Raw genomic sequence first — 15598 nt, 5'->3', positions numbered from 1 at the left:
GGTCGGTGGCGTGGCAGGCTGCCGCGCCACCGTGCACGGCCATGCTCCGCGGCGCAGTATCTGCGATCGGGCGGCGGCCATTGTGCACAAATTGGGTGGATGGCTTTGTATGCGCTGCGCTCTTGACGGGCCGGGTATCGCTGGCCGCGGTCAGACACCCTCGACGCAGACCATGCGCATGATGGCCGCGCCTTCGCGGGCTTCGCGGGCACGCAGGTACTCGGGCGTGTCGTAGAAAGCCTTGGCGGCCTCGAAGCTGGGGAACTTGAGGATCACGGTGCGGCCGGGATTCCAGTCGCCTTCGAGCACTTCGACCTTGCCGCCGCGCACGCAGACTTCGGCGCCATGCGCGCGCATGGCCTCGGTGCTCCACTTGCGGTACTCCTCGTACTGCTCGGGCTTGGTGACGGTGACGGACGCAATGATGTAGCCGCTGGCCATGGGTCAGACTCCAAAGTCGTTTTCGAGGAAGCCGTTCTTCTTGGTCACGTCGTCGAGCGCGACCAGGGTTTCGAGCAGGGCCTTCATGTGCTTGAGCGGCACGGCGTTGGGGCCGTCGCTGAGGGCGCAGGGAGGATTGGGATGGGTTTCCATGAACAGGCCCGCCACGCCCACGGCCACGGCCGCACGCGAGAGCACGGGCACCATCTCGCGCATGCCGCCGCTGCTGGTGCCGTTGCCGCCGGGCAGCTGCACGCTGTGCGTGGCATCGAAGACAACGGGCGCACCGGTCTCGCGCATGATGGACAGGCTGCGCATGTCCGAGACCAGATTGTTGTAGCCGAAGCTGGCGCCGCGCTCGCAGGCCATGAAGCTGTCCTCGGGCAGGCCGGCCTCCTTGGCGGCGGCGCGGGCCTTGTCGATGACATTCTTCATGTCATGCGGGGCCAGGAACTGGCCCTTCTTGATGTTCACCGGCCGGCCCGACTGGGCCACGGCACGGATGAAGTCGGTCTGGCGGCACAGGAAGGCCGGCGTCTGCAGTACGTCCACGACCTGGGACACGGCCGGTATCTCGGCCTCGGTGTGGACGTCGGTCAGGATGGGGACCTGCAGGTCCTTCTTCACCTTGGCGAGGATCTCCAGGCCCTTGTCCATGCCCGGGCCGCGAAAGCTGGCGCCCGAGCTGCGGTTGGCCTTGTCGTAGCTGCTCTTGAAGATGAAGTGGATGCCCAGGGCCGCCGTGATTTCCTTGAGCTGCCCCGCCACGTCCATCTGCAGCTGTTCGGACTCGACGACGCAGGGACCTGCAATGAGAAAGAAGCGCCGGTCGAGGCCGACGTCGAAGCCGCAGAGTTTCATGGTGGGGATTCCTTGGGAAATGGTGGGCGGCGTTGCGGGGCTCAGGACTTGCGCGGTGCCTTCTGGCGCTCGATCGCAGCCTTCACGAAGGCATTGAACAGCGGGTGGCCGCTCCACGGCGTGGACTTGAACTCGGGGTGGAACTGCACGCCGATGTACCAGGGGTGAACTTCCTTGGGAAGTTCGACGATCTCGGTCAGCTGCTCACGCTGGGTCAGCGCCGAGATCACCAGGCCCGCTTCGCGCAGCTGGTCCAGATACTGGACGTTGGCTTCATAGCGATGGCGGTGGCGCTCGGTGACCACGTCACCGTAGATGCTGTGGGCCAGCGTGCCGGCCTGCACGTCGGAGGACTGCGCGCCCAGGCGCATGGTGCCGCCCAGGTCGGAGTTCTCGTCGCGGGTCTTGACCGTGCCGTCGGCATCCTTCCACTCGGTGATCAGGGCGATCACGGGGTTGGCGGACTTGGGGTCGAACTCGGTGGAGTTGGCGCCTTCGAGGCCGGCCACATGGCGGGCGTATTCGATGGTGGCCACCTGCATGCCCAGGCAGATGCCCAGGTAGGGCACCTTGTTTTCGCGGGCGTAGCGGGCCGTGGAGATCTTGCCTTCCACGCCGCGAGAGCCGAAGCCGCCGGGCACGAGGATGGCGTCGTACTGCGAGAGCTTGTCGCGCGCATTGGCGTCGCTGATGGTCTCGGAGTCCACATGGGTGATCTTCACGGCCACATGGCTTTGCATGCCGGCGTGCTTGAGCGCCTCGTTGACGGACTTGTAGGCGTCCGACAGCTCGACGTACTTGCCGACCATGGCGATCTTGACCTCGCCCTGCGGGTGCTCGGTCTCGTGGACCAGGTCATCCCAGCGCTTGAGGTTGGTGGGCGGCGTGTTCAGGCGCAGCTTGTCGCAGATCAGGCCGTCCAGGCCCTGCTCGTGCAGCATGCGGGGCACCTTGTAGATGGTGTCCACGTCCCACATGGAGATCACGCCCCATTCGGGAACGTTGGTGAACAGCGAGATCTTTTCCTTTTCCTCGTCCGGCACGCGGTGCTGGGCGCGGCACAGCAGGGCGTCGGGCTGGATGCCGATCTCGCGCAGCTTCTGCACGGTGTGCTGCGTGGGCTTGGTCTTGAGCTCGCCAGCCGTGGCGATCCAGGGCAGGTAGGTCAGGTGCACGAAGGCCGTGTTGTTGGGGCCCTGCTTGAGGGCCAGCTGGCGCACGGCTTCGAGGAAGGGCAGGGACTCGATATCGCCCACCGTGCCGCCGACTTCGCAGATGGCCACGTCCACGGCATCCGGCGTGCCGATGCCGGCGCCGCGCTTGATGTACTCCTGGATTTCATTGGTCACGTGAGGGATCACCTGCACGGTCTTGCCCAGGTAGTCGCCGCGGCGCTCCTTCTCCAGAACGCTCTGGTAGATGCGGCCGGTGGTGAAGTTGTTGGACTGCTTCATGCGCGTTTCGATGAAACGCTCGTAGTGGCCCAGGTCCAGATCGGTCTCTGCGCCATCGTCGGTCACGAACACTTCACCGTGCTGGAAGGGCGACATGGTGCCCGGGTCCACGTTGATGTACGGGTCCAGCTTGATGAGAGTGACTTTGAGGCCGCGCGATTCGAGGATCGCAGCAAGGGAGGCTGAGGCGATTCCCTTGCCCAGGGAAGACACCACACCGCCTGTGACGAAGACAAATTTGGTCATGTCTTTTATTGGTGGTGGTAAAGCAGGATTATAGATGCGCCGCCGAATTCGCCGCGCCGCGCGGGGCTGCTCGGACGTTGCGGCTCTGCTAAATTGCGCGCCATGACTGAAGTGTTCGCTGGTAAACATCTGGTGCTCGGCCTCTCCGGAGGCGTGGCTTGTTACAAATCTGCCCAGCTGGTGCGCCTGCTGGTACAGGCCGGGGCCACCGTGCAGGTGGTGATGACCGAGGCGGCCGAGCAGTTCATCACGCCGGTGACCATGCAGGCGCTGTCGGGCCGCCCTGTCTACGGATCGCAGTGGGACGCGCGCGAGCCCAACAACATGCCCCACATCAACCTCAGCCGCGAGGCCGACGCGATGCTGATCGCGCCCTGCAGCGCCGACTTCATCGCGCGCCTGGTGCAGGGCCGCTCCGACGAGTTGCTAAGCCTGATGTGCCTGGCGCGCCCCATGGACCGCGTGCCCCTGCTGTTGGCTCCGGCCATGAACCGCGAGATGTGGGCACACCCGGCCACGCAGCGCAACCTGGCGCAGGTGGCCGCCGACGGCGCGCTGGTGCTGGGCGTGGGAACGGGCGACCAGGCCTGTGGCGAGGTGGGCGACGGCCGCATGCTGGAGCCCGAGGAAATCATGGAGGAGCTGGCCGCCTTCTTCACGCCCAAGCTGCTGCAGGGCCGCCGGGTGCTGGTCACGGCGGGCCCGACCTTCGAGGCCATCGACCCCGTGCGCGGCATCACCAACCATTCCAGCGGAAAGATGGGCTTTGCCATTGCGCGCGCCGCCCGCGAGGCGGGCGCCCAGGTGACCCTGGTGGCCGGGCCCGTGCACCTGCGCACGCCGCGTGGCGTGCAGCGCATCGACGTGCAGTCGGCGCAGCAGATGTTCGATGCCGTGCAGCAGCAACTGCCCCAGGCTGGCGTGTTCATCGCCACGGCGGCCGTGGCCGACTGGCGCCCGGCCACGGCGTCAGACCAGAAGATCAAGAAGGACGGCTCGGGCCAGACCCCCACGCTGACCTTCGTCGAGAACCCCGACATCCTGGCGGCCGCCGCGCAGTCCGAGCCCGCACGCAGCGGACGGCTGTACTGCGTGGGCTTCGCCGCCGAAAGCCATGACCTGCTGCAGCACGCCAGCGCCAAGCGCCTGCGCAAGCAGGTGCCGCTGCTGGTGGGCAATATCGGTCCCGCAACCTTTGGGCGGGATGACAATGCCCTGCTGCTGATCGACGAGTCCGGCACCCAGGAGTTGCCGCACGCCTCCAAGTCCCTGCTGGCGCGCCAGCTGGTGGCCGAGATCGCCCGGCGCCTGCCGCCCGCCCCTTGACACCACCGAAGGCCCGCATGTCACAGAACACCTACGAAGGTCCCCGCCACGGCGACTATGTGCGCTATGTGGATGAGCTGCTGCGCGCCAGCCCCCTGTACCGCTCTGCGACGCACGGCTGGATGGCGCAGGGACGCAGCGATTTCACCGACGCGGTGGCCACTCCGGGCGCGCAGTCCCAGTCCGTGGTCGAGCGCGTGCGCGAGCAGGTGCAGGCTGCGGCCGAGAAGGCGCGCATTGCTGCGCAGCAGGCGTCGGTGCCTGCCCTGCCGGGGCGCCCGCCGTCTGCAGGCGACAGGAACGGCGACAGGAATGGTGGCAGGGCCGATCGCGGCCGGCAGGCGGCGCGGGCACAGCAAGCCCAGGCCTCCTCCGCCGCCAAGGCTGTCAAGAAGACGGTCTTCAAGATAGGTCCGGGCCAGTTGCTGGGTATCGTGATCGGCCTGATCCTGGCCGTGGTGATTCCGGGCATCGGCCCCTTCATCCTGCTGCTCACCATCATCAATGCCATCGTCAAAGGCTTTCGCAGCGGGCTCAAGTCGTCCGGGTGACGGCGCGGGGCACAATGCGCGCTTTGCTTTTCAAGAGAGCCTGCCGTGAGGCGCTCCCCAGATTGTTTCCATGAACGTTGATATCAAGATCCTTGACGCGCGCCTGCGCGAGAACATGCCCGCCTACGCCACGCCGGGAAGCGCGGGCCTGGACCTGCGCGCCTGCATCGATGCACCGCTGACGCTGGAGCCCGGCCAATGGCAACTGGTGCCCACTGGCATGGCCATGTACCTCAAGGACCCCGGCTACGCGGCCATGATCCTGCCGCGCTCGGGCATGGGCCACAAGCACGGCATCGTGCTGGGCAACCTGGTCGGCCTGATCGACAGCGATTACCAGGGCCAGCTCATGGTCAGCGCCTGGAACCGCTCGGCCACGGCCTTCACGCTGCAGCCCATGGACCGCCTGGCCCAGCTGATCATTGTGCCCGTGGTGCAGCCCAGCTTCAATGTGGTCGAGGAGTTCGAGTCGGCCTCCGAGCGCGGTGCGGGCGGCTACGGCTCCACCGGCAAGCAATAAGGCTTTCCGCCAGACATCGCCCGCAGCTGCGCTGCCAGGGCATCGCTTCAGGGAGGAGTCCGCATGGCCAGGCCATCCCGGCGCACGCGCCATCGCCCATCCGCGTCGTGGACGCGCGTGGTGCTCACGCAGGAAGACCGCATGCGCCGCCGCCTGCAGCAGCGCCACCGGCTGCGACTGCATGCGGCGTTGACGGGCGGCCTCAGCCTGGCCGGCATGTCGCTGCTGAGCCTGGCCTTGCTGCATGCGGGCTTGCACAGCATGGCGCTGCGCTACGGCGTGGCCCTGGTCTGCGGCTATCTGCTGTATCTGCTGCTGCTGCGCCTGTGGGCCGAATGCATGCTGCGCCGCGACTGGGAGGTGTCCGATGTTCCCGATGTGACGCCCGGCGGCAGCGGTTCTTCACCGGCCCGCACGCCCGAGGCTGGCGGATTCGAGAGCGGGCAGGGCGGCTCTTATGGCGGCGGTGGCTCCAGCGGCAGCTGGGACGACGCCGGTGCCATGTCCGAAGCCGCTTCCTCGGCGTCGCAAGGCTTTGACGTGCCCGGCATCGATGGGCTGGACGAAGGCGCTGTCGTCCTGGTGCCGGTGCTGCTGGTGTTTGCGGCGCTGCTGGTCGCGGTCACGGGCGCCGGGTCGCTGCTGTGGCTGGTCTTTGGGGCCGACCTGTTCCTGGCCGTGGCGGTGGAGGTGGCCTTTGCGCTGCTGATGGCGCGCACGCTCTACGTGGTGGAGCGCGAAGGCTGGCTGCTGGCCGCGCTGCGCCTGAGCTGGAAGCCGGTGCTGGGCGCGCTGGTGGCCGCCGTGGCGCTGGGTGCTGCGGCCGACTGGCTGTTTCCCCAGGCAGACACCCTGGTGCAGGTGCTGCGCGCGCTGAGAGGGGGGTGAGCCGCTGCCCTGCGGCCTCCCGCGCTCATGCCTCTCGTCGCGCTCCGGGCAGGTGCAGCTGCATGCGCAGGCCGCCCAGCGGCGAGCGGCTGGCTGCGATGCTGCCGCCATAGGTCTGCACCAGGTCACGCACGATATCCAGGCCCAGCCCTGCGCCGGGCCTGCGCTCGTCCAGGCGCTCGCCGCGCTCGAAGATGCGGTCGAGGTCGGCGTCTTCGATGCCAGGGCCGTCATCGTCCACCGTCAGCAGCAAGGGGCCGCCGGCCTGATCGTGCTCCAGGCCCTGGACTTCCAGGCTCACGGCCTGGGCTGCCCATTTGCCGGCGTTGTCCAGCAGGTTGCCCAGGATTTCCATCAGGTCCTGGCCGTCGCCCAGAAAGTCCCAAGGCTGCGCATCGCCCTTCAGCGCGAAGCGGATGCCGCGGCCGGCGTGCAGCCGCTCCATGGTGCGCACCAGCGAGGCCAGCGGCGGCTCCAGCGGCGTGCGCAGGCCTGTGGCCTGGCGGGCCGCAGCGCGGGCGCGTGCCAGATGGTGGTCCACCTGGCGGCTGGCGCTGGCAACCTGCTCGCGGACCAGTTCGGCCAGCGCCCCGCCTTCCTGCGCGGCGGCATTGCCGAGGATGGACAGCGGCGTGTTCACCGCATGGGCCAGGTTGCCGGCCTGCGTGCGCGCGCGCTGCACCATGTCGGCGTTCACATCCAGCACATGGTTGAATTCCTGCACCAGGGGCCGCAGTTCCTGCGGAAACCGGCCTTCGAGGCGCGGCGTTGCCCCCTTGCGCACGTCGGCCAGGCCTGTGCGCAGCAACTGCAGCGGCCGCAGCGCCAGGCGCAGCTGCAGCACCACGGCCAGAGCCAGCCCGGCCGCCAGCGTGCCCAGTGCGGCGATCAGCATGGTGGTGAAGCGCTGCATGGGCTCGGCCAGCAGGGCGCTGTCGGCCGCAACGATCAGGCGCAGCGGCGGCGCCTCGGCTTCGGGCAATTGCAGGGGGCGTGCCACGGCCACGAGCGGGTGGCCCTGACCATCGGGCAGCATGCCCGTGCTCAACGCCGTGTCTTCCCGGTGTTCGCCGGGATTGCCGGCATCGGCACGGAACTGGCGCCAGTCCAGTGTCTGGTCCCACAGCGAACGAGAGCGCAGCAGGCCGGCCTTCTCGGGTGGGCCCGCCCCATCGCTCACCTGGTCGATCTGCCAGTACAGGCCTGACAGCGGCTGCGCCAGGCGCGGGTCGCCCACGGCCAGCCCGACCTCGATGCGCCCTCCGGGCAGGCTGTTGACGGCTGCGCTGAGCTGGTCGAGCTGCATCACCAGCTGCGCCTGCAACTGCTGCGCGATGTGGTCGCGGAACAGGCCGCGCAGCCCCCAGCCGGCCAGCAGCACGGCCGCCAGCACCCAGGCCAGCGTGCCGGCCAGCAGGCGCAGGCGCAGCGAATCGCCAAGCCGGGATACCTGTCTTTCCTGTGGTGCGTTCATGCAGCGGGCGCGCCTTCCACCAGCCGGTAGCCCAGTCCGCGCACGGTCTCTATGCTGCCGGCCGGCAGCTTCTTGCGCAGGCGGCCGACGAAGACCTCGATGGTGTTGGAGTCGCGGTCGCTGTCCTGCGGGTAGATGTGTTCGGACAGTTCGGTGCGCGATATCACCTGCCCCACGCGCTGCATCAGCAGGGCCAGCACCTTGAATTCATGGCTCGTGAGCGTGAGCGGCTGGCCGGCGACGCTCACGCGGGCATGGCGCGAGTCCAGCACGATCGGGCCGCATTGCCACTGGGCGCTGGCGTGTGGGCTGAGCCGGCGCAGCAGGGCGCGCAGGCGGGCCATCAGCTCTTCCATGTGGAAGGGCTTGGCCAGATAGTCGTCGGCACCGGCATCCATGCCGGCCACCTTCTCATGCCAGGCGCCGCGCGCCGTGAGGATCATCACCGGCATGACCCGGCCCTGCGCACGCCAGGCGCGCAGCACGGTGAGCCCGTCGCGCACGGGCAGGCCCAGGTCCAGCACGGCGGCGTCGAATTCCTCGACCTCGCCCAGGTACTGGGCCGTTGCGCCGTCCGCGGCCGTCTCCACCGTATGGCCTGCCTGCTGCAAGGCCTGTACCAGTTGCCCGCAGAGCGTGGGCTCGTCTTCCACCACGAGGATTCGCATCTGCGTCTAGTCCTTGCGCTTGAAGCTCAGCACCTTGCCATCGCGTGCATCGATCTTGAGCTTGGCCACGCGGCCGCCCGATTGCAGCAGCCGGATCTCGTAGATGAAGCGGCCGTCGTCATGCTCGAACTCGACCTTGATGACCTGGCCCTGGTAGTCGCGCTCGACCTGGTCGAGCACGGTGCGCAGCGGCAGCACGCGGCCTTGCTGCAGGGCCTGGCGTGCGAGTTCATGGTCGCTGTCGCCGGCGTCCGAGGGCGTGGACCAGGAGGCCAGGGCCGCCGCCATCAGCAGCAGTGCGGCCAGCAGCATCCAGGACCTGCGAGGAATGGAGAAGGATGGAGTGGGCATGGAAAACTTTATAGCCCAGCGTGGATGAACCTCGGATGAACGGCTGCTTCAGCTTGCGTTCATGGCCTGCATCGAACAATGGCTGCACGCCGTCGCAATCCACCGGAAACGAAGGCGCAGCAGCCGGCAGATGCGGCCTTTTCAGATGCATCGCCAGCCCAATCGCCGACCCAATTGCCGGCCCAATCGCCGACCTTCACATGCCAAGGAGAACCTCATGCCTTCCATCCGACAACTGATTTCCCGTGCTGCACGCCACGGCCTGACGGGCCTGGGCATTGTTCTGATCGCCACTGCCGGGCTGGTCGCCCAGGTGCAGGCCCAGGCCGCCGCCACGGGCGGGCCTTCCGTGACCGTACAGGCCGGCGAGGCCGTGGCGACCACGGTGGCCTCCGTGCGCGGCGCCTTCCAGGGGCCGGGGCTGAGCATCCGCGAAGTCTTCGAACGCATGGAAGTCCTGGGCTACCGCGACCTGCGCGAGATCGAGTGGGAGGACGGCCTCTACCAGGTCAAGGGCCAGACCGGCGATGGCCGCCCTGTGAAGCTCTACGTCGATGGCAACAACGGCAACGTGCTCAGCATCCGCGCACGCAATTGAGGCCGGGAGGGCAGGCTGATTTTTGTCAGCAAGTGTTCTGTCCGGTCGGCAGGCATGGGGCCTGGGACGTTGAAGCGGTATGCAGCCGCTGGCCGGTCCGGTGGCTGCCCTTGATCGATCCACGGACAGTACACAGGAGATTCTCATGCCTTCCATTCATCGCTTGAGCGCCATGGGCGCCGGCTGCATTGCCGCGCTGATGCTCAGCGCCTGCGCGGGCTACCCCCAGCAGGGCGGATACCCGGGTGGCGGCTACCCTGCCGGCGGCTATCCAGCCGGGGGCTATCCGACCAGCGGCTACCCCAGCGGTGGCTATCCCGGCGGCGGCCAGCCCGGCACGGCCTACCCGGGCGGCGGTAGCTATGTGCAGCAGGGGCGTGTGACCAATGTGCAACTGGTGCAGATCCAGCAGCCCAGCGGCATTGGCGGCTCGGGCATAGGCGCCGGGGCCGTGGTGGGCGGCGTGGTCGGCGGGGTGCTGGGCCGCCAGGTGGGCAAGGGCAGTGGGCGCGACATCGCCACCATTGCGGGCGTGGTGGGCGGTGCCATGGCGGGCAATGCCATCGAGAAGAACACCGGCCCTGGCGACCTGCGCGATGTCTACCGCGTCACCGTGCAGTTGAACGACGGCAGCACGCGCGTGTTCGACTACCAGAACAATCCGCAGCTGCGCATAGGCGAGAGCGTGCGCGTGGACAACAACCAGCTGATTCGCTGAGTACCAGGCTCGCTCCATGCAAAAGGGCTCCCCGGAGGGAGCCCTTTGCCATTTCAGCGCGGCAATTTCAGTGCAGCGTGTCGTTGCCCGGCGCCATGGGCTGGATGCGGAAGAAGCCGGTGCCGGCCGAGCCGCGGCCGATTTCCTCCTCGGTGGCTTCGCGCACGCCTTCGACCTTCAGGTGCAGGCGCAGCGCAATGCCGGCCAGCGGATGGTTGCCGTCCAGCACCACATGCTCGGGATAGATTTCCGTGACGGTGTAGAGCAGGTCGGGCTGCACGGCGCTGCAGCTCTTGGGCAGGGCGCTGGCCTCGAAGCTCATGCCTTCCTCCAGCTCGGCCGGGAACAGGGCGCGCGGCTCCAGGAAGATCAGGCTTTCGTTGTAGTCGCCAAAGGCTTCCTCGGGCTCCAGGTGCAGGTCCAGGGTCTTGCCCTGGCCGTGGCCCTGCAGGGCTTCCTCGATGCGCTTGAGCAGATCGTCGCCGCCGACCAGGAACTCCACGGGCTCATCGAGCACGTCCAGTTCCTCGCCCAGGGTGTCCTTGAGGGTCCAGGTCAGAGCGACCACGCATTGTTCTGTGATTTCCATGGTGTGCAGCTTGTGCGGCCCATGCCGCGGTGGGGAAAAAGAAAGACCGCCGCGCGCGCCCGTGTTTGACGAAGGCGTGCCGGCGGCCGCGTTGGCGCGATTTTCCCACGGCTGCCCGGCTGCTGCGCAGGCCGGGCGGCGAGTCCTGCCGATCAGAACGGATAGTGGCGGGGGGTGGTCTGCATGGTGATCCAGCGCGTCTCGGTGAAGGCATCGATGCCTGCCTGGCCGCCGAAGTGGCCGTAGCCCGAGTTTTTCACGCCGCCAAAGGGCATCTGTGCCTCGTCATGCACGGTGGGGCCGTTGACGTGGCAGATGCCGGCCTCGATGCGCGCCGCCACGCGCCAGCCGCGTGCGGTGTCGCGGGTGTAGACGGACGAGGACAGGCCGAATTCGTTGTCATTGGCCATGGCGATGGCCTGCTTCTCGCCGCGCACGCGCACGATGGCCTTGACGGGGGCGAAGGTTTCCTCCCGGAAGATGTCCATCTCGGGCGTGACGCCGTCGATCAGCGTGGCGGCCATCAGGGTGTTGGTGGCCTTGCCGCCGCACAGCAGCTTTGCGCCCTTGGCCAGCGCGTCGTCGATCAGGCGGTTGGCGCGCTCCACGGTGGCCATGTCCACCACCGAGCCCAGCACCACGGGACCCTTGCGCGGATCGCCCAGCGGCAGCGAGGTGGCACGGGCCACCAGCTTGTCCAGGAAATCCCCGGCCACGGCCTCGTCCACGATGATGCGTTCGGTGGACATGCAGATCTGGCCCGAGTTGGCGAAGGCACCGAAGGTGCAGCCGGCCACGGCGGCGTCGATGTCGGCATCGTCCAGCACCACGAAGGGCGCTTTGCCGCCGAGCTCCAGAATGGCGGGCTTGAGGTACTTGGCGCAGGTCTGGCCGATGATGCGGCCCACGCGCGTGGAGCCCGTGAAGTTCACGCGGCGCACGGCCGGGTGGGCCACCATGGCCTCGACCACGGCGCCGGCATCTTCGGGCGCATTGGTCACGAAGTTGACCACGCCGGGCGGCAGGCCGCCTTCCTGCAGGGCCTCGATGATCAGGCCGTGCGTGGCGGGGCACAGCTCCGAGCCCTTGAGCACCACGGTGTTGCCGCAGGCCAGCGGCGTGGCGATGGCGCGCACGGCCAGGATGACGGGCGCATTCCAGGGCGCAATGCCCAGCACCACGCCAGCGGGCTGGCGCACGGCCATGGCCAGGCTGCCGGGCACGTCCGAGGGAATGATCTGGCCATTGATCTGGGTGGTCAGCGATGCGGCCTCCAGGAACATGTTGGCGGCCAGGTGCACGTTGAAGCCGGCCCAGATGCCCGAGGCGCCGGTCTCGGCGGCCATGGCGGCGGCAAAGGCCTCGGTCTTGGCCTCCAGCGCCTGCGATGCCTTCATCAGCATCTGGCGGCGCTCGGTCGGGCCCAGCGCGGCCCAGGCGGGGAAGGCCTGTTGTGCGGCTTCGACCGCGCGCACGGCATCCTGCGGCGTCGCGGCCGGGGCGCGCGTGGCCACCGATCCGTCCAGCGGATTGCGGCGCTCGAAGGTGGCGCCGTTGCCGGCCTGGACGGCCTGGCCTGCGATGAGCATGGTTTGTTCGATCATGACTGTCTCCTTGGTATGCGGTTGTGGCCTGGGCGTTGGCGCAGCCGGGCGTGCCGGTCATCGTAGAAGCAGGCGATGGCGCAGGCAGCCCGCTGGGCGCACAAAGCGCATGACGGATCGTGCACGGGCTCCGGGGTTTACCCTTGTCCTGGCTGTCCGCGGGGAAAGCCATGGGGCGCGACGGGCCTGCACTTTCCCATAATCACGTCCATGGCCGCACAAAGATCCTTCACCCGTGCGGCGATCAGGAGAGACCGCACATGACCGATGCCATGGTGTTGAGCACCGACGGACTGCCGCCCGGCGAGACGGCGTCGGCCTGGCATGCCTGGATGTCGAGCCTGTTTGCGGGCCTGGATACCGATCTCTATGGCGAACGCCTGTTCGAAGGCCATGTGCGCGTGGCCAATGCCGGCGATGTGGTGCTGACCCGGCTGGAGGCGGGCCGCCACCGCGTCATGCGTAGCATGCAGGGCCTGCGCGCCCATGAGTCCCCCTATCTGAAGATCGTCGCGCCCTGGGAGGGCGTGGCCAGCGTGCGCCAGCACAACCGCGAGGCCAGCGTGCGCAAGGGCAGCTGGGTCATCTATGACACGGCGCAGGAGTACGAGGTGGCCAATCCCGAATGGTCGGAGCACCTCATCGTGATGCTGCCGCGCCAGGCCATCGTGGACCGGGGCGTCCGGCTGGAAGGACTGATGGGGCGCAACGTGGGCGGCAGCTCGGGCATCGCCCGCATCGCGCTGGAGACCATGCGCAGCACCTACCAGGAGCTGCCCGGCATGGCCCCGCATCTGGCGCGCCGCGCGGGCGAGCTGCTGGTGGACATGGTCCACCTTTCGCTGCAGGAGCTGGCCGGGCAGGGCACGGCAGGCACCCAGCAACTGGCGCTGCAGGACCGCATACGCGCCCATGTGGTGGCCCATCTGCGCGATCCGGGCCTGTCGGTGGAGTCCGTGGCCGCCGCGCTCAACTGCAGCAAGCGCCATTTGCACAACGCCTTTGCGGACAGCCAGACCAGCCTGGGCGCCTTCATACAGCACAGCCGGCTGGAGCTGTGCATGCGCGAGCTGCTGCTGCCCGAGCACGCGCAGCGCACCATCACCGAAGTCGCCATGGACTGCGGCTTTGGCAGCAGCGCGCATTTCAGCCGGGCCTTCAAGGCCTATACGGGCCTGGCGCCCTCGGATTTCAGGGCCATGCGCAAGGCTGCGGGCTGAGCGTCGTCCGGCCATTTCGGGCCGGCTTGCGCTGGCGCCAGGACAGGGCAATGGCCGCATAGGACAATGCCGCCCTGTCTTTCTGCTCATTTCGGACCATTCCATGGACACCAACACCCCGCTTGCCCTGCTGGGCGGGCTTACCGCTTCCCAATTCATGCGCCGCCACTGGCACAAGAAGCCCTTGCTGGTGCGCCAGGCGATCCCGGGCTTCAAGCCCCTGATTCCGCGCGCCAGGCTGCTGGCCATGGCAGGCGAGGACGGGGTGGAATCGCGCCTGATCCAGCAGCACGACGGCGGCAGCTGGAAGCTCAGCCACGGCCCGCTGTCGCGCCGCAGCCTGCCTTCGCTGCAAAAGCCCGGCTGGACCGTGCTTGTGCAGGGCGTGGACCTGCACGACGACGGCGTGCACCAGTTGATGCAGCAGTTCCGCTTCGTGCCCGAGGCGCGGCTGGACGACCTGATGATCAGCTTTGCCACCGACCAGGGCGGCGTCGGCCCGCATTTCGACAGCTACGACGTCTTCCTGCTGCAGGCCCATGGCCGCCGGCGCTGGCGCATCGGCCGCCAGAAGGACCTGTCGCTGCAGCCCGATGTGCCGCTGAAGGTGCTCTCGCATTTCGAGCCGGAAGAGGAATTCGTGCTCGAGCCCGGCGACATGCTCTACCTGCCCCCGAAGTGGGCCCATGACGGCATCGCCGAAGGCGAGTGCATGACGTACTCCATCGGCTTTCGCTCGCCCGCGCGCGACGAGCTGGCCCGCGAGCTGCTGCTGCGCATGTCCGACGAGCCCGATGAGCCCGAAGTGCCGGTCGTCTACCGCGATCCCGACCAGCCGGCCGTCGAAGCCCCGGGCGAGATTCCCGCCAGCCTGCACGATTTCGCCCGCAAGTCGCTGGAACGCGCGCTGGCCGAGCCGCTGGCGCTGGAGCGCGCTCTGGGCGAGTACATGACCGAGCCCAAGGCCAATGTGTGGTTCGAGCATGGCGAGGAAAACGGCATGTTCGAGAGCGTGGTCCTGGACCGCCGCACCCGCATGATGTATGACGCCAGGCACATCTTCATCAACGGAGAAAGCTATCTGGCCGGTGGCCGCGATGCCACGCTGATGCGCAAGCTGGCCGACACGCGCGCGCTGTCGCGCACCGATCTGGCCAAGGCCAGCGACGATGCGCTGGAGCTGCTGTCCTCGTGGTTTGACGCAGGCTGGGTGCGTGGCGGCAAGCTGTCCTGAACCGGGTAGACGCTGCGCCACAGGCATGCTAAGTTCGGGCATTCACTGTTGACAGCGTGCTGCTGAACAAGGGCGGACTTCGTTAGATTTGTAAAGAATTGTCTTGAGTCCGTCAGTAAATTGACAGCCACCTGCTTTTGTTACACAGTGCATGTCAAGGCAGTCAATCCACTGCCCCATCCGGACTTTGCAAGAGGATTTGTGCGGAATTGTTCTGAGGCTGTCAGTTTCGGTCAGCTTCGGGAAAACCTCCCTATAATCTGACGCGAGTCAAATGAATGTTTTGACGCGGCTTGGCCGTAGCGCTCCGGTTGCCTGCATCCGGCGTCGCAATGGCGGGGCCCTCCTGTTTACTGTCTTCTTACCTACTCTCTAGGAAACTGTGATGAAGAACTCTCTGATCCTGGCTACCGTGATCGCTGCTGCAGCTCTGGCCGCTTGCGGCAAGAAGGAAGAGGCTCCGGCCCCCGCTCCCGCTCCTGCTGTTGAAGCTCCCGCACCGGCAGCTCCCGCTCCCGCAGAAGCCGCTCCTGCTGCTCCCGCCGCCGACGCAGCTGCTCCCGCAGCGCCCGCCGCTGACGCAGCTTCACCTACAGCGGTTGCTCCTGAAGGCGCTGCTGCAGACGCCGCCAAGGCGGCTGCCGACGCTGCCGCCAAGGAAGCCACCAAGCAGTAATCCGGCCTTCGCCGATGGCACAGGCTTAGGCTTGTGCTGCGAAAAAACCGCATCCTTCGGGCTGCGGTTTTTTTTCGTCCACCGGGGCCCGGTCATGCAAATCCATGGCTTATGCACGACGGCCCGGATGCAAAAAAGCCACCGGCAAGTGAATGCGCGGTGGCTGCAGGCGAGGGCTG

The 15598-nt window shown here is 67.5% G+C and carries 17 protein-coding genes; 9 read left to right on the top strand and 8 right to left on the bottom strand.

What is annotated here, in order from left to right:
• Nucleotides 1–150 precede the first annotated feature (150 nt).
• The 3 genes from ACF8O7_RS10295 to ACF8O7_RS10285 are packed head-to-tail and all read right to left on the bottom strand — an operon-like array spanning nt 151 to nt 3002.
• The gene (locus ACF8O7_RS10295) at nt 151–441 is read right to left on the bottom strand and encodes a DUF1330 domain-containing protein (protein WP_016447644.1); all 291 of its coding nucleotides are present in this window, start codon (nt 439–441) and stop codon (nt 151–153) included.
• A 3-nt stretch (nt 442–444) separates the two neighbouring features.
• Complete coding sequence (gene kdsA, locus ACF8O7_RS10290) at nt 445–1302, bottom strand: 3-deoxy-8-phosphooctulonate synthase (protein ID WP_017404374.1); 858 nt, start codon at nt 1300–1302, stop codon at nt 445–447.
• Between the two features lie 41 nt (nt 1303–1343).
• Nucleotides 1344–3002: a CTP synthase gene (locus ACF8O7_RS10285; RefSeq protein WP_016447642.1), complete on the bottom strand. Its 1659-nt coding sequence runs from the start codon at nt 3000–3002 to the stop codon at nt 1344–1346.
• Between the two features lie 102 nt (nt 3003–3104).
• On the opposite strand from ACF8O7_RS10285, the gene coaBC reads away from it, so the two are divergent.
• The 4 genes from coaBC to ACF8O7_RS10265 all read left to right on the top strand — a co-directional run bounded on the left by coaBC (nt 3105) and on the right by ACF8O7_RS10265 (nt 6287).
• Nucleotides 3105–4328, top strand: coding sequence for a bifunctional phosphopantothenoylcysteine decarboxylase/phosphopantothenate--cysteine ligase CoaBC (gene coaBC / locus ACF8O7_RS10280; RefSeq protein WP_392443287.1), 1224 nt, complete (start codon nt 3105–3107; stop codon nt 4326–4328).
• A 17-nt stretch (nt 4329–4345) separates the two neighbouring features.
• Nucleotides 4346–4879 (top strand): hypothetical protein, encoded by a 534-nt coding sequence (locus tag ACF8O7_RS10275; RefSeq protein ID WP_392443285.1) that lies wholly within the window; start codon nt 4346–4348, stop codon nt 4877–4879.
• A gap of 70 nt (nt 4880–4949) precedes the next feature.
• A complete protein-coding gene (gene dut / locus ACF8O7_RS10270) occupies nt 4950–5399 on the top strand; it encodes a dUTP diphosphatase (RefSeq protein ID WP_017404378.1) in 450 nt (149 codons plus the stop codon).
• 63 nt (nt 5400–5462) lie between these two features.
• Nucleotides 5463–6287 carry a hypothetical protein gene (locus ACF8O7_RS10265; RefSeq protein ID WP_392443283.1) on the top strand — a complete coding sequence of 275 codons (825 nt, stop codon included), beginning with the start codon at nt 5463–5465 and terminating at the stop codon, nt 6285–6287.
• Nucleotides 6288–6312: 25 nt separating this feature from the next.
• Here the strand turns inward: ACF8O7_RS10265 and ACF8O7_RS10260 are convergent, their stop codons facing one another.
• From ACF8O7_RS10260 to ACF8O7_RS10250, 3 genes are read right to left on the bottom strand one after another with little or no spacing between them, the layout of a single operon-like run.
• Entirely contained in the window at nt 6313–7761 is a 1449-nt protein-coding gene (locus ACF8O7_RS10260; RefSeq protein ID WP_392443281.1) for a sensor histidine kinase, read from the bottom strand.
• Nucleotides 7758–8429: a response regulator transcription factor gene (locus ACF8O7_RS10255; RefSeq protein ID WP_012206898.1), complete on the bottom strand. Its 672-nt coding sequence runs from the start codon at nt 8427–8429 to the stop codon at nt 7758–7760. Before ACF8O7_RS10255 ends, ACF8O7_RS10260 begins: the two co-directional genes overlap by 4 nt.
• A gap of 6 nt (nt 8430–8435) precedes the next feature.
• Nucleotides 8436–8741, bottom strand: coding sequence for a PepSY domain-containing protein (locus ACF8O7_RS10250; RefSeq protein WP_392443463.1), 306 nt, complete (start codon nt 8739–8741; stop codon nt 8436–8438).
• A gap of 256 nt (nt 8742–8997) precedes the next feature.
• Here ACF8O7_RS10250 and ACF8O7_RS10245 point away from each other — a divergent pair, with 256 nt between their 5' ends.
• Both ACF8O7_RS10245 and ACF8O7_RS10240 read left to right on the top strand, forming a co-directional pair.
• On the top strand, nt 8998–9378 hold the full coding sequence (locus ACF8O7_RS10245; RefSeq protein WP_017404382.1) for a PepSY domain-containing protein: 381 nt from the start codon (nt 8998–9000) through the stop codon (nt 9376–9378).
• A 145-nt stretch (nt 9379–9523) separates the two neighbouring features.
• Nucleotides 9524–10096: a glycine zipper 2TM domain-containing protein gene (locus ACF8O7_RS10240; RefSeq protein ID WP_392443278.1), complete on the top strand. Its 573-nt coding sequence runs from the start codon at nt 9524–9526 to the stop codon at nt 10094–10096.
• A 67-nt stretch (nt 10097–10163) separates the two neighbouring features.
• On the opposite strand, the gene ACF8O7_RS10235 is transcribed toward ACF8O7_RS10240, so the two are convergent.
• Nucleotides 10164–10685 (bottom strand): peptidylprolyl isomerase, encoded by a 522-nt coding sequence (locus tag ACF8O7_RS10235; RefSeq protein WP_392443276.1) that lies wholly within the window; start codon nt 10683–10685, stop codon nt 10164–10166.
• Between the two features lie 152 nt (nt 10686–10837).
• Entirely contained in the window at nt 10838–12289 is a 1452-nt protein-coding gene (locus tag ACF8O7_RS10230; RefSeq protein ID WP_392443274.1) for an aldehyde dehydrogenase, read from the bottom strand.
• 260 nt (nt 12290–12549) lie between these two features.
• Here ACF8O7_RS10230 and ACF8O7_RS10225 point away from each other — a divergent pair, with 260 nt between their 5' ends.
• The 3 genes from ACF8O7_RS10225 to ACF8O7_RS10215 all read left to right on the top strand — a co-directional run bounded on the left by ACF8O7_RS10225 (nt 12550) and on the right by ACF8O7_RS10215 (nt 15419).
• A complete protein-coding gene (locus ACF8O7_RS10225; RefSeq protein WP_279494603.1) occupies nt 12550–13509 on the top strand; it encodes a helix-turn-helix domain-containing protein in 960 nt (319 codons plus the stop codon).
• A gap of 103 nt (nt 13510–13612) precedes the next feature.
• Nucleotides 13613–14743 (top strand): cupin domain-containing protein, encoded by a 1131-nt coding sequence (locus ACF8O7_RS10220; RefSeq protein WP_016447629.1) that lies wholly within the window; start codon nt 13613–13615, stop codon nt 14741–14743.
• Between the two features lie 385 nt (nt 14744–15128).
• Nucleotides 15129–15419: a hypothetical protein gene (locus tag ACF8O7_RS10215; protein ID WP_080649846.1), complete on the top strand. Its 291-nt coding sequence runs from the start codon at nt 15129–15131 to the stop codon at nt 15417–15419.
• The last annotated feature ends 179 nt before the right edge of the window (nt 15420–15598 follow it).

Source organism: Delftia sp. WSY_16, from assembly GCF_043104415.1.
Classification (GTDB): domain Bacteria; phylum Pseudomonadota; class Gammaproteobacteria; order Burkholderiales; family Burkholderiaceae_C; genus Comamonas; species Comamonas tsuruhatensis.
Note: the sequence above shows the minus strand (reverse complement) of the source record. Positions and strands in the feature narration are given on the sequence as shown.

Coding starts and splice junctions, on each gene's coding strand:
- ACF8O7_RS10295 (WP_016447644.1), bottom strand. CDS start 441: ATGGCCAGCGGCTACATCATTGCGTCCGTCACCGTCACCAAGCCCGAG.
- kdsA (WP_017404374.1), bottom strand. CDS start 1,302: ATGAAACTCTGCGGCTTCGACGTCGGCCTCGACCGGCGCTTCTTTCTC.
- ACF8O7_RS10285 (WP_016447642.1), bottom strand. CDS start 3,002: ATGACCAAATTTGTCTTCGTCACAGGCGGTGTGGTGTCTTCCCTGGGC.
- coaBC (WP_392443287.1), top strand. CDS start 3,105: ATGACTGAAGTGTTCGCTGGTAAACATCTGGTGCTCGGCCTCTCCGGA.
- ACF8O7_RS10275 (WP_392443285.1), top strand. CDS start 4,346: ATGTCACAGAACACCTACGAAGGTCCCCGCCACGGCGACTATGTGCGC.
- dut (WP_017404378.1), top strand. CDS start 4,950: ATGAACGTTGATATCAAGATCCTTGACGCGCGCCTGCGCGAGAACATG.
- ACF8O7_RS10265 (WP_392443283.1), top strand. CDS start 5,463: ATGGCCAGGCCATCCCGGCGCACGCGCCATCGCCCATCCGCGTCGTGG.
- ACF8O7_RS10260 (WP_392443281.1), bottom strand. CDS start 7,761: ATGAACGCACCACAGGAAAGACAGGTATCCCGGCTTGGCGATTCGCTG.
- ACF8O7_RS10255 (WP_012206898.1), bottom strand. CDS start 8,429: ATGCGAATCCTCGTGGTGGAAGACGAGCCCACGCTCTGCGGGCAACTG.
- ACF8O7_RS10250 (WP_392443463.1), bottom strand. CDS start 8,741: ATGCTGCTGGCCGCACTGCTGCTGATGGCGGCGGCCCTGGCCTCCTGG.
- ACF8O7_RS10245 (WP_017404382.1), top strand. CDS start 8,998: ATGCCTTCCATCCGACAACTGATTTCCCGTGCTGCACGCCACGGCCTG.
- ACF8O7_RS10240 (WP_392443278.1), top strand. CDS start 9,524: ATGCCTTCCATTCATCGCTTGAGCGCCATGGGCGCCGGCTGCATTGCC.
- ACF8O7_RS10235 (WP_392443276.1), bottom strand. CDS start 10,685: ATGGAAATCACAGAACAATGCGTGGTCGCTCTGACCTGGACCCTCAAG.
- ACF8O7_RS10230 (WP_392443274.1), bottom strand. CDS start 12,289: ATGATCGAACAAACCATGCTCATCGCAGGCCAGGCCGTCCAGGCCGGC.
- ACF8O7_RS10225 (WP_279494603.1), top strand. CDS start 12,550: ATGACCGATGCCATGGTGTTGAGCACCGACGGACTGCCGCCCGGCGAG.
- ACF8O7_RS10220 (WP_016447629.1), top strand. CDS start 13,613: ATGGACACCAACACCCCGCTTGCCCTGCTGGGCGGGCTTACCGCTTCC.
- ACF8O7_RS10215 (WP_080649846.1), top strand. CDS start 15,129: ATGAAGAACTCTCTGATCCTGGCTACCGTGATCGCTGCTGCAGCTCTG.